Source organism: Mycobacterium fragae (assembly GCF_002102185.1).
Classification (GTDB): Bacteria; Actinomycetota; Actinomycetes; order Mycobacteriales; family Mycobacteriaceae; genus Mycobacterium; species Mycobacterium fragae.
The window spans coordinates 1-12,037 of record NZ_LQOW01000008.1 but is presented as its reverse complement, the minus strand read 5'-3'; the positions used below and the strand labels follow the sequence as shown (position 1 = coordinate 12,037).

General features: G+C 65.2%; 10 protein-coding genes. 6 read left to right on the top strand and 4 right to left on the bottom strand.

Annotated elements, in window-relative coordinates; translation table 11 throughout:
- Nucleotides 1–115 precede the first annotated feature (115 nt).
- Nucleotides 116–2,200: an alpha-1,4-glucan--maltose-1-phosphate maltosyltransferase gene (locus AWC06_RS05500; RefSeq protein ID WP_211281903.1), complete on the top strand. Its 2,085-nt coding sequence runs from the start codon at nt 116–118 to the stop codon at nt 2,198–2,200.
- 7 nt (nt 2,201–2,207) lie between these two features.
- Nucleotides 2,208–4,403 (top strand): 1,4-alpha-glucan branching protein GlgB, encoded by a 2,196-nt coding sequence (gene glgB / locus AWC06_RS05495; RefSeq protein WP_085195200.1) that lies wholly within the window; start codon nt 2,208–2,210, stop codon nt 4,401–4,403.
- Nucleotides 4,404–4,424: 21 nt separating this feature from the next.
- On the opposite strand, the gene AWC06_RS05490 is transcribed toward glgB, so the two are convergent.
- Nucleotides 4,425–5,324, bottom strand: a complete 900-nt coding sequence (locus AWC06_RS05490) for a thioredoxin family protein (protein WP_085195198.1) — start codon at nt 5,322–5,324, stop codon at nt 4,425–4,427.
- Between the two features lie 153 nt (nt 5,325–5,477).
- A complete protein-coding gene (locus tag AWC06_RS05485) occupies nt 5,478–6,659 on the bottom strand; it encodes an acetyl-CoA C-acetyltransferase (RefSeq protein ID WP_085195196.1) in 1,182 nt (393 codons plus the stop codon).
- A gap of 81 nt (nt 6,660–6,740) precedes the next feature.
- Here AWC06_RS05485 and mce point away from each other — a divergent pair, with 81 nt between their 5' ends.
- Nucleotides 6,741–7,223 (top strand): methylmalonyl-CoA epimerase, encoded by a 483-nt coding sequence (gene mce, locus AWC06_RS05480; protein ID WP_085195194.1) that lies wholly within the window; start codon nt 6,741–6,743, stop codon nt 7,221–7,223.
- A 1-nt stretch (nt 7,224) separates the two neighbouring features.
- Here the strand turns inward: mce and AWC06_RS05475 are convergent, their stop codons facing one another.
- Nucleotides 7,225–7,515: a hypothetical protein gene (locus AWC06_RS05475; protein ID WP_085195192.1), complete on the bottom strand. Its 291-nt coding sequence runs from the start codon at nt 7,513–7,515 to the stop codon at nt 7,225–7,227.
- 22 nt (nt 7,516–7,537) lie between these two features.
- Nucleotides 7,538–8,209, bottom strand: coding sequence for an endonuclease NucS (gene nucS, locus AWC06_RS05470; RefSeq protein WP_085195190.1), 672 nt, complete (start codon nt 8,207–8,209; stop codon nt 7,538–7,540).
- Nucleotides 8,210–8,257: 48 nt separating this feature from the next.
- Here nucS and AWC06_RS05465 point away from each other — a divergent pair, with 48 nt between their 5' ends.
- The 3 genes from AWC06_RS05465 to AWC06_RS05455 all read left to right on the top strand — a co-directional run bounded on the left by AWC06_RS05465 (nt 8,258) and on the right by AWC06_RS05455 (nt 11,911).
- Nucleotides 8,258–9,862 carry an adenylate/guanylate cyclase domain-containing protein gene (locus AWC06_RS05465; RefSeq protein WP_085195189.1) on the top strand — a complete coding sequence of 535 codons (1,605 nt, stop codon included), beginning with the start codon at nt 8,258–8,260 and terminating at the stop codon, nt 9,860–9,862.
- Between the two features lie 67 nt (nt 9,863–9,929).
- Nucleotides 9,930–11,417, top strand: a complete 1,488-nt coding sequence (locus AWC06_RS05460; RefSeq protein WP_085195187.1) for a DNA-3-methyladenine glycosylase 2 family protein — start codon at nt 9,930–9,932, stop codon at nt 11,415–11,417.
- Entirely contained in the window at nt 11,414–11,911 is a 498-nt protein-coding gene (locus tag AWC06_RS05455; RefSeq protein ID WP_085195185.1) for a methylated-DNA--[protein]-cysteine S-methyltransferase, read from the top strand. Before AWC06_RS05460 ends, AWC06_RS05455 begins: the two co-directional genes overlap by 4 nt.
- Nucleotides 11,912–12,037: the final 126 nt, after the last annotated feature.

Genomic DNA, 12,037 nt, shown 5'->3' with positions numbered 1-12,037 from the left:
TCCGGTGTGGCCCGCCACTACGGTGGGTATTGGGCGCAAGGAGGCTTTTGGAAACCGAGCACATCGCGGTTTGACCGCGCCCACAACGAACGACGGACTACGAAACGGAGTGTCGGTGCCCGGTCGCGTCGAGATCGATGATGTCCAGCCCGTCGTCTCCTGCGGTGCGTACCCGGCAAAAGCCGTGGTCGGCGAGGTGGTTCCGGTGAGCGCGACCGTATGGAGCGACGGCCATGAAACGGTCGCGGCGACGCTGGTGGTGCGCTACCTCGGGCCGCAATATCCCCAAGTCGCCGAGCCGCGCCGGATCAAGGCGGTGCAGGTTGCCGAAGTCACCCAAAACAAGGCGCACGGGTTGTCACGGGTCAAGCCACTTCTGGCCCCCATGAGCATGGGCGAGGAGCCCTTCGTCTTCCACGGTCACTTCACCCCGGACCGCGTCGGGTTGTGGACCTTCCGGGTAGACGGCTGGGGCGACCGGATTCACACCTGGCGGCACGCTGTGATCGCCAAGCTGAATGCCGGCCAAGGCGAGACCGAACTGTCCAACGATCTGCTGGTCGGTGCTCAGTTGTTCGAACGGGCGGCGGCCGGCGTTCCCCGCGCCCAGCGAGACCCGCTGCGAGCGGCAGCGGCCGCCCTGCGCACACCGGGCGACCCGGTTACCCGCGCCGCGCTGGCGCTGACCGCCGAAATCGACGAACTGCTCACCCACTACCCGTTGCGCGAGCTGGTCACCCGCGGCGAGCAATACGGGGTGTGGGTCGATCGGCCGCTGGCCCGCTTCGGCTCGTGGTACGAGATGTTCCCCCGCTCGACGGGCGGCTGGGACGCCGACGGCAACCCGGTGCACGGTACCTTCGCCACCGCGGCGGAGGCGTTGCCGCGAATCGCGCAGATGGGCTTCGACATCGTGTACCTGCCCCCCATTCACCCGATCGGCAAGGTCCACCGCAAGGGTCGTAACAACACCGCAACCGCCGTCCCCGGTGACGTCGGATCGCCGTGGGCCATCGGCAGCGACGAGGGCGGCCACGACGCCGTGCATCCACAGCTGGGCACGATCGACGACTTCGACGAGTTCGTCGGGGCGGCGCGCGACTTGGGCATGGAAGTGGCGCTGGACTTGGCCTTGCAGTGCGCTCCGGATCACCCGTGGGCCAAAGAACACCGCGAGTGGTTCACCGAATTGCCCGACGGCACCATCGCCTACGCGGAAAACCCGCCGAAGAAGTACCAGGACATCTACCCCATCAACTTCGACAACGACCCGGTCGGCCTCTACGACGAGGTGCTGCGGGTGGTGCGGCACTGGATTGACCACGGGGTGAAGGTCTTCAGGGTGGACAACCCACACACCAAGCCGCCGAATTTCTGGGCGTGGCTGATCGCGCAGGTGAAAGCGATCGACCCGGATGTGCTGTTTTTGTCCGAGGCGTTCACCCCGCCGGCCCGCCAATTCGGGCTCGCCAAGCTCGGTTTCACCCAGTCCTACACGTATTTCACTTGGCGCACGGCGAAGTGGGAGCTCACCGAGTTCGGAGAGGAGATTCCCCGACTCGCCGACTACCGCCGCCCCAACCTGTTCGTCAACACCCCCGACATCCTGCATGCGGTCCTGCAACACAACGGGCCCGGCATGTTCGCGATCCGCGCCGTGCTGGCAACGACGATGAGCCCGGCCTGGGGCATGTATTCCGGTTACGAGCTTTTCGAGCATCGTGCTGTGCTCGAGGGCAGCGAGGAATACCTCAACTCCGAGAAGTACGAGTTGCGACCCCGCGATTTTGCGGGCGCCCTCGCCGAAGGAAGATCACTGGAGCCGTTCATCACCCGGCTCAACAACATTCGTCGACTCCATCCGGCGCTACAGCAGCTGCGCACTATCCGGTTCCATCCAATCGACAACGACGCATTACTCGCCTACAGCAAGTTCGATCCGACCACGGGCGATTGTGTGCTGGTGGTGGTGACGCTCAATGCGTTCGGGCCGGAGGAGGCGACCCTGTGGTTGGACATGCCCGCACTGGGTATGGAGCCCTATGAGCGCTTCTGGGTGCGCGACGAGCTGACCGGCGAGGAATACCAATGGGGAGCAGCCAATTACGTACGCATCGACCCGGGCCGCGCCGTCGCCCACATCATCAACATGCCGCTGATACCGTCCGAATCCCGAATGACGCTGCTGCGCCGGAGGTGACGTTGCAATGACGCCTACCGATCAACTCGCCAGGACCCACCTGGCGCCCGAACCCAGCGACCTGGCCCGCCTGGTGGCCGGCGAGCACCACAATCCACACGGCATCCTGGGCGCCCACGAGTATCGCGACCACACGATCATCCGTGCATTCCGCCCGCACGCGGCCGAAGTAGTCGCGCTTGTCGGCGAAGATCGGTTCCCGTTGCAGCACATCGATTCCGGTCTATTCGCCGTGGCGCTGCCGTTCGTCAACCTCATCGACTACCGCCTCGAGGTGAGCTACAACGGTGCCGACCCGCATATCGTCGCCGACGCCTACCGCTTCCTGCCGACGTTGGGCGAGGTCGACCTTCATCTGTTCGCCGAAGGCCGCCACGAACGGCTTTGGGAGGTCATGGGCGCCCACCCGCGCTCCTTCACCACCGCCGACGGTGTGGTCGATGGCGTGTCCTTCGCCGTGTGGGCGCCAAACGCCAAAGGCGTCAGCTTGATCGGTGAGTTCAATGGCTGGAATGGCAACGATGCGCCGCTGCGGGTCCTCGGCTCGTCGGGCGTGTGGGAGCTGTTTTGGCCCGGCTTCCCCCGCGAGGGCCTGTACAAGTTCCGGGTGCACGGCGCTGACGGCGTCGTCACAGACCGTGCCGACCCGTTCGCCTTTGCCGCCGAGGTGCCGCCGAGCACCGCATCACGGGTGACATCGACCACCTACAGCTGGCGTGACGCCGACTGGATGACCAAGCGCGCCCAGCGCAACCCGGTGTTCGAACCGATGAGCACCTACGAAGTCCACCTCGGCTCGTGGCGGCCAGGCCTGTCCTACCGCGAACTTGCCCGCGAGCTGACGGATTACGTGCTGGCGCACGGGTTTACCCATGTCGAGATGCTGCCCGTCGCGGAGCACCCATTTGCCGGATCCTGGGGATATCAGGTCACGTCCTACTATGCGCCGACGTCGCGATTCGGCACCCCGGATGATTTCCGGGCGCTGGTCGACGCGCTGCATCAGGCCGGCATCGGTGTCATCGTGGACTGGGTCCCGGCGCACTTCCCCAAGGACGCATGGGCGCTCGGCAGGTTCGACGGCACACCGCTCTACGAGCATTCCGACCCTCGGCGCGGCGAGCAACTCGACTGGGGCACTTACGTGTTCGACTTCGGCCGTGCCGAGGTCCGCAATTTCCTGGTGGCCAATGCGCTTTACTGGGTCGAGGAGTTCCACATCGACGGCCTGCGGGTGGACGCCGTCGCCTCGATGCTCTACCTCGACTATTCGCGCCCGGCGGGCGGCTGGACGCCGAATGTCTACGGTGGCCGGGAGAACCTGGAAGCAGTGCAGTTCCTGCAGGAGATGAATGCCACCGCGCACAAGGCGGCGCCCGGAATCGTCACCATCGCCGAAGAGTCGACCTCGTGGCCAGGTGTATCGCGGCCCACTAACGTTGGTGGACTGGGCTTTTCGATGAAATGGAACATGGGGTGGATGCACGACACCCTCGATTACATCAGCCACGACCCGGTGCACCGCAGTTACCACCACCACGAGATCACCTTCTCGATGCTCTACGCGTTCAGCGAGAACTTCGTGCTGCCGCTCAGCCACGACGAGGTGGTGCACGGCAAGGGCACGCTGTGGGGCCGCATGCCGGGCAACGACCACGTGAAGGCGGCGGGATTACGCAGCCTGCTGGCATACCAGTGGGCACACCCCGGAAAACAGCTGCTGTTCATGGGCCAAGAATTCGGGCAACGCGCGGAATGGTCCGAGGAGCGTGGTGTGGACTGGTTCCAACTCGACGAGAGCGGTTTCTCCAACGGCGTGTTGCGACTGGTGCGCGACATCAACGACATCTATCGCAGCCACCCGGCATTGTGGAGCCAGGACACCACGCCAGAGGGCTATTCGTGGATCGACGCGAACGACTCCGCCAATAACGTGTTGAGCTTCCTGCGCTACGGCAGCGACGGATCGGTGATGGCCTGCGTCTTCAATTTCGCCGGTTCCGAGCACAGCGGCTACCGCCTCGGCCTGCCCAACGCCGGGCGGTGGCGGGAGGTGCTCAACACCGACGCGACCAACTACAACGGCGCCGGAATCGGCAACCTCGGCGGTGTCGATGCGACCGACGAGCCGTGGCACGGCCGCCCGGCATCCGCGGTGCTGGTGCTGCCGCCCACTTCGGCGCTGTGGCTGGAGCCCGAATAGAGCGCCGTCACCAATCCCGCGCTAGTACAGCGCGTTGGCCAGGTTGCGCCGGCCGGTGATGACGTCCGGGTCGGTGGGGTCGAAGAGCTCGAACAATTCGATGAGGCGGGTGCGCACCTTGGTGCGGTCGTCGCCGGATGTCTGCCGCACCAACGCGATCAAGCGGTCGAAGGCGCCGGCGACGTCCTGGTTGAGGAGCTGCACATCGGCGGCGGCGAACGCGGCTTCGATGTCACCGGGTGCCGCATCAGAGACCGCCACCGCGTCGGGGCGCTGGGCGGTCGCGCGCATCAAGAAGGCGATCTGACGTACTGCGCCCTTGGCTTCGGCGTGGTTGGGGTTCGCGTCCAGTATCGCCTGATACGAGTCGAGTGCCGCGGCGAAGTCACCGTCCTGCAACTGCTGGCGCGCCTGCGCCAGCTCCGGGTCCACTTGCTCGGGCTCCTCCGAAGTCGTTGCGCCACTGAGCTTGCCCGCTGTTGCCGACAGGAGAGAGTCCAGCCAACGCCGTAACTGGTCTGGTGGCTGCATACCCTGAAAGCTGGACAGCGGCTGGCCGGCAGCCAGCGCCACCACGGTGGGGACCACTTGGACGCCGAAGATCTGGGCCACTCGCGGAACCGCGTCCACGTTGACGCTCACCAGTGACCACTTGTTGTTGTCGGCGGCGGCCAGGCCGGACAACACGTCGGCCAGCTGGAGGCACACATCGCTACGCGGCGACCACAACAGCACCACGACCGGCACCTGGTTGGACCGGAGCAGTACCTCGTCTTCGAAATTGGCTTCGGTGATCTCGGTGCCGACGGGGACCGCCTGCTCTTGCCCAGCCTCGCCGCCGGCCGGGGCGCTTTGCTTGAGAGCGGACAGATCGACCGCGCCGGCCATAGCCGGACCAATCGGGGGTCGGGGACGGCTCACGTCGTCAAGTCTGGCACGCCGCTAGCGAGGCCTGGCCACCCGGCTGCGAGACCTCCGTGACGAAGATCACAGACCAGCCCGGCGGTGCGTCGGACCGCAACGCCAGCAACCATTTCTGTAACGTCAATCGAACGCTTGTGCGACAGCCGAGTGTTACCCCGCCCGCAGGAGCAGCGCATCGCCCTGACCACCGGCGCCGCATAGCGCCGCAACGCCGTAGCCGGAGCCGCGGCGCGCCAACTCGAGAGCGGCATGCAGCGTGATCCGGGCACCCGACATGCCGATCGGATGGCCGACGGCGATCGCCCCGCCGTTGACGTTCACGATCTCGGGGTCGACACCCAGTTCCCTGGTCGAGGCCAGCGCCACCGCGGAGAACGCCTCGTTGATCTCCACCACGTCAAGCTGATCGACCGAGATGCCCTCCCGGCCAAGAGCTTTCTTGACCGCGTTGGCCGGTTGTGACTGCAGCGTCGAGTCCGGGCCGGCCACCACGCCGTGCGCACCGATCTCGACCAGCCACGGCAATCCCAGCTCTGTGGCCTTGTCCTTGTTCATCACCACCACCGCGGCAGCACCATCGGAGATCTGCGACGACGATCCCGCGGTGATGGTGCCGTCCGGCCGGAACGCCGGTTTGAGGCCGGCCAGCGATTCGGCGGTGGTGTTGGCGCGAATGCCCTCGTCCTCGCTGAACTGCAGCGGATCACCTTTGCGCTGAGGGATATTCACCGGCACGACTTCGTCGGTGAACACGCCGTCCTTCCACGCCGCGGCGGCTTTCTGGTGCGACCGGGCGGCGTACTCGTCTTGCTCTTGGCGGGTGAATTTGTCGACGTCGTTGCGCTGTTCAGTCAGCGCCCCCATCGGCTGGTCGGTGAACACGTCATGCAGCCCGTCGTAGGCCATGTGATCCAACACGGTCACATCGCCGTACTTATAGCCGGCCCGACTGTCCATCAACAGGTGCGGGGCCTTGGTCATGGATTCCTGGCCGCCTGCTACCACCACGTCGAACTCGCCGGCGCGAATGAGCTGGTCAGCCAGGGCGATGGAGTCGATACCGGACAGGCACATCTTGTTGATGGTCAGCGCCGGGACGTCCCACCCGATACCGGCGGCCACCGCGGCCTGCCGTGCGGGCATCTGACCGGCGCCGGCGGTCAGGACCTGGCCCATGATCACGTACTCGACCGCTGAGGCCGGCACGTTGGCCTTCTCCAGAGCGCCGGCAATCGCGATAGCGCCCAGGTCACTGGCCGAAAAATCCTTCAGCGAACCCATCAACTTGCCGATGGGGGTCCGTGCTCCAGCAACGATCACCGATGTCGTCATGAGAACCTCCAGAGAGGGCGGGAAACGGCCGATCCGGCGGACCGGGAAGCGCAATCTTTCCCGTCAGGTTACCGTGACGTTATGACCACCGAACACGTTGACGTCCGTCGTACGCTGGCCAGCGCGTTGGTGACGGCGGTTGATCACGTTGGGATTGCGGTGGCGGACCTCGACGCGGCGATCGCCTGGTACCACGACAACCTCGGCATGATCGTGCTGCACGAGGAAGTCAACGACGATCAGGGGATCCGGGAGGCGATGTTGTCGGTGCGCGGCGCGCCGGTCGGCAGTGCACAGGTGCAGCTGATGGCTCCCATCGACGAGTCGTCGGTGATCGCGAAGTTCCTCGACAAGCGCGGGCCCGGCATCCAGCAGCTGGCCTATCGGGTAAGCGACCTGGAAACCCTGACCGAGCGGCTGCGCGAGCAGGGTATCCGGCTGCTCTACGAGGCGCCCCGGCGCGGGACGGCGAACTCGCGGATCAACTTCATCCATCCCAAAGACGCGGGCGGAGTTCTGATCGAGCTGGTCGAACCGCCCACCGAAGCAGACTCCACGCACTGATCTAAGACCACTTTCGGGTCGGCCCGCGCGTTGCGCGATTGGCCCAGCATGGCGTGTGCCAATGTCGCCGGTCGTCCATCGCCGCCTTCCCAGAATCCGCCATCCATACCACCACATGTGCTGTGCCGGAACGGATCTCGTGATCGCAGCCAGGACAGCGATACGTCTTGACAGCGCGCGAGGCGGCCACGGGTCGCACCTCGTACTCATGACCATCGGGTCCGGTTTCCACCCGGCCTGTAACCGGCAGCGGCCGAAGCGGCTGCTGCCGCCGGGTACGGCGCCGAGCCATGACGCCAGTCTAGTGAGATGCCTCAGAACAGCCGATACTCGTTGGTGTCCATACCGCGTAGTTCATCGTAATCCAATGTAAGACAACGGATTCCGCGGTCTATCGCGAGGGTACGCGCCTGTGGCTTGATCTGCTGGGCCGCCAATACCCCGCTCACCGGTGCAAGCAGGCTGTCGCGGTTGAGCAACTCAAGATAACGGGTGAGTTGCTCGACACCGTCGATCTCGCCTCGGCGCTTGATCTCGACCGCGACCGAGCGCCCCTGTTCGTCGCGGCACAGCAGGTCGACCGGCCCGATGGCAGTCATGTATTCCCGGCGCACCAGCGTGTATCCGGCGCCGAGCAGCTCGACGTGCTCGGCCAGTAGCGCTTGCAGGTGAGCTTCCACGCCGTCCTTGACCAGCCCCGGGTCCATCCCGAGCTCATGGCTGGAGTCGTGCTCGATGTCCTCGACGGTGATGCGCAGTCGCTCGCCCGCCTTGTTCTGCACCACCCATACCGGCAGCGGCCCGTCGAGCTCTTCGCTGAGCCAGCATGGCGGGCTCATCCAGTTCAACGGCTTGTAGGCGCGGTCGTCGGCATGCACGCTCACGGAGCCGTCGGCCTTGAACAGCAGAAGCCTGCGAGCCGACGGTAGATGCGCGGTGAGCCGTCCGAGATAGTCCACCGTGCACTGGGCGATGACGAGACGCACGCGACTCACATTAGGGGCAGGGACGCACGCAAACTAAGCTGGCGCTAAATGACGGCCAAGGAATCGCTGGCGCAACGCTTGGGCCGGATGCTGGAGCGGCTGACTCGACAGAGCGGCCGGCTGCCAGAGACCCCGGCATATGGCTCGTGGCTCCTCGGGCGGGTGTCGGAGAGCCAAGCTCGCCGACGGGTGCGTATCCAGATTATCCTGACCGTCTTCGTCGTGGTCTTTAACGTGCTCGGAGTCGCCGTCGCACTGCTAATAGTCACTGTTGCCGTTCCGACCCCCAGTGTCTTCACCGACGCGCCGCTGTGGCTGACGTTCGGCGTCATACCGGCATACGTCGTTATCGCGCTTGCGCTCGGTGCCTACTGGATCACCCGGCGAACCGTCGCGGCGCTGCGGTGGGCCATCGAGGAGCGCAAACCTAGCCCGGCCGACGAGCGCAACACCTTCTTAGCCCCATCGCGTGTCGCGATCGCGCTATTGATCCTCTGGGGGGGCGGGGCGGCGCTGTTGACGACGCTCTACGGCTTGGTCAACACCATGTTCATCCCCAAATCGCTGTTCTCGGTGTGCTTCTGCGGTGTGGTGGTGGCCACCGGCTCATATCTCTTCACCGAGTTCGCACTACGGCCGGTCGCCGCCCAAGCATTGGAGGCGGGACCACCGCCACGCCGCCTCGCGCCGGGCATCATGGGCCGAACCATGGCGGTCTGGATGCTCGCTTCTGGGTTGCCCGTCATTGGCATCGCACTGACGGCATTCTTCGCACTGGTACTGCGGAACCTTACCGAGACCGAGCTGGCGGTGGCGGTGCTGATCATTTCAACCGCAACACTGCTCTTCGGGTCCTTCGTGATGTGGTTGCTGTCCTGGCTGATCGCAACACCGGTACGAGCGGTGCGATTGGCGCTCAGACGCGTGGAGCAGGGGGATTTGCGCGGCAACCTCGTGGTATTCGACGGGACCGAACTGGGCGAACTTCAGCGTGGCTTCAACGCGATGGTCGACGGGTTACGCGAGCGGGAGATGGTGCGCGACCTGTTCGGCCGTCACGTCGGGCGCGAGGTCGCCGCGGCCGCCGAACGAGAACGACCGAAGCTGGGCGGCGAAGAGCGTCATGTCGCAGTGGTTTTCGTCGATATCGTTGCTTCGACCCAGTTGGTGACAAAGCGACCGGCTGCGGAGATCGTCCAGTTGCTCAATCGGTTCTTTGCGGTGATCGTCGACGAGGTGGATCGCCATTGCGGACTGGTCAACAAATTCGAGGGTGATGCGACGCTGGCCATCTTCGGTGCTCCCAACCGCCTGGAGCATCCGGAAGACGAGGCGCTCGCAGCCGCCCGCGCCATCGCAGAGCGGCTCGAGCGTGAGGTGTCGGACTGCCAGGCCGGCATAGGGGTGGCGGCGGGACAAGTTGTCGCCGGCAATGTGGGCGCTCGAGAACGGTTCGAATACACGGTGATCGGCGAGCCGGTCAACGAGGCAGCCCGGCTGTGCGAACTGGCCAAATCACATTCGCCGCGGTTGTTGGCGTCGTCGGATGCGGTAAACGCGGCGAGCGAAAACGAGCGTAGCTACTGGTCCTTGGGTGACACGGTGACTCTGCGCGGGCACGAGGAGCCGACGCAGCTGGCCACCCTCGCCTAAGGCGGGCTCCACGACCATGTCGCATTCCCGCCAGTGATGTCGGTGGGCAGGTGTAATTGTTCTAAGCGTGCATGAAGACTTCGACCGCTGCTACCGGGCCGTGCAGTCCAAGGACGCCCGGTTCGACGGGTGGTTCGTCACGGCGGTCCTTACCACCGGAATCTATTGCCGGCCGAGTTGCCCCGCCCGGCCGCCGTTCGCCCGCAACGTCCGGTTTTACCCCACCGCCGCGGCCGCTCAGCGCGCCGGTTTCCGGCCGTGCAAGCGTTGCCGCCCGGACGCTTCTCCGGGTTCGCCCGAATGGAACGTGCGCGGCGACGTGGTCGCGCGGGCCATGCGGCTTATCGGCGACGGCATCGTGGACCGCGAAGGTGTCACCGGGCTTGCCGCCCGCCTCGGCTACACGACGCGCCAACTGCAACGGATGTTGCAGGCCGAGGTCGGTGCCGGTCCGCTCGCCTTGGCCCGGGCGCAGCGAGCACAAACCGCCCGTGTGCTTATCGAGACGACAGACCTGCCTTTCAGCGATGTCGCTTTTGCGGCAGGCTTTTCCAGTATTCGCCAGTTCAACGACACGGTGCGCACGGTAAACTGCTGCACCCCAACCACATTGCGCACGAAAGCGCGTGGTCGGTTTGGCGACGACGTCGCCTCCTCCGGGGCGGTTTCGTTGCGGTTGCCCGTGCGGAGGCCATTCGCCTATGAGGGGGTCTTCGGCCATCTGGCCGCTACTGCGGTGCCCGGATGCGAAGAGGTTTGCGACAACACATATCGCCGAACGCTGCGGCTGCCGAATGGCGTTGGCGTCGTCAGCCTGACCCCGGCGCCCGATCATGTCCGTTGCCTGCTGGTGCTCGATGACTTCCGCGACGTGACGACCGCGATCGCCCGCTGTCGACGGTTGTTGGACCTCGACGCCGATCCGGAAGCCGTGATCGAGGTGCTGAGCTCTGATCCGGCGCTGAGCCCGGTGGTGGCCAAGGCGCCCGGGCAGCGCATACCCCGCACTGTCGACGAGGCTGAACTGGCCGTACGGGCAGTCCTCGGACAGCAGGTGTCCACCAAAGCAGCGCGAACCCACGCGGCGAGGCTGGTCAGCGTCTACGGGCAGCCGGTCCACGACCCCGACGGCGCACTGACGCACACCTTCCCGTCGGTTGAGCAGCTCGCCGACATCGATCCGGCCCATCTGGCCGTTCCCGATGCACGCCGACGCACGCTGAGCGCCCTTATCGCCGGGCTCGCCGACGGCAGTGTGGTTCTTGATGCCGGCTGCGACTGGGACACCGCCCGCACGCAGTTGCTTGCAATCCCGGGCATCGGCCCGTGGACCGCGGAAGTGATCGCCATGCGCGGCCTGGGTGACCCCGATGCTTTTCCCATCAGCGACCTCGGATTGCGACTGGCTGCAAAGCAATTGGAGTTGCCGACAGACCCGCAGGCTCTTACGGCGCGAAGCAGTCCGTGGCGCCCCTGGCGTTCCTATGCCACGCAGCATCTATGGACCACGCTGGCGCATCCGGTGAACCAGTGGCCATCGAAGGAGATCGCATGATCCACCACCGCACCATTGACAGCCCGATCGGACCGTTGGCGCTGGCCGGGACCGGCCGGGTCCTGACGCATCTGCGAATGGTGGACCAGAGCCACGAGCCGAGCCGTGCGGATTGGGTGCCCGATGACCGGGTCTTCCCCGAGGCTGTCGACCAACTCAACGCGTACTTCGCCGGCGAGCGCACAGATTTCGACGTCGAGCTCAGCTTGACGGGCAGCGTGTTCCAGCGGCGGGTCTGGCAAGCACTGATGACCATTCCGTACGGGGAGACCCGGTCATACGGAGAAATCGCGGAACAGATCGGTGCCAGCGGGGCCGCCCGAGCTGTCGGATTGGCAAACGGCCGCAATCCGATCGCCATTATCGTGCCTTGTCACCGGGTAATCGGCGCGAGTGGAAGCCTTATTGGTTATGGCGGCGGCCTCGACCGTAAACGATCACTGCTCGAATTGGAGAGAAGCAGAATAGCGGGAAATTTGTTCCTTTTCGATTAGGGTTTTGGGGTGTAAAAAAGGGCACCTTGTGGGTGCCCTTTTTTTGTGGGTGTTCGGCGGTGTCCTACTTTTCCACCCGGGTTGGGTAGTATCATCGGCGCTGGCAGGCTTAGCTTCCGGGTTCGG

Coding starts and splice junctions, on each gene's coding strand:
- glgB (WP_085195200.1), top strand. CDS start 2,208: ATGACGCCTACCGATCAACTCGCCAGGACCCACCTGGCGCCCGAACCC.
- AWC06_RS05485 (WP_085195196.1), bottom strand. CDS start 6,659: ATGACGACATCGGTGATCGTTGCTGGAGCACGGACCCCCATCGGCAAG.
- mce (WP_085195194.1), top strand. CDS start 6,741: ATGACCACCGAACACGTTGACGTCCGTCGTACGCTGGCCAGCGCGTTG.
- AWC06_RS05475 (WP_085195192.1), bottom strand. CDS start 7,515: ATGGCTCGGCGCCGTACCCGGCGGCAGCAGCCGCTTCGGCCGCTGCCG.
- AWC06_RS05465 (WP_085195189.1), top strand. CDS start 8,258: ATGACGGCCAAGGAATCGCTGGCGCAACGCTTGGGCCGGATGCTGGAG.
- AWC06_RS05455 (WP_085195185.1), top strand. CDS start 11,414: ATGATCCACCACCGCACCATTGACAGCCCGATCGGACCGTTGGCGCTG.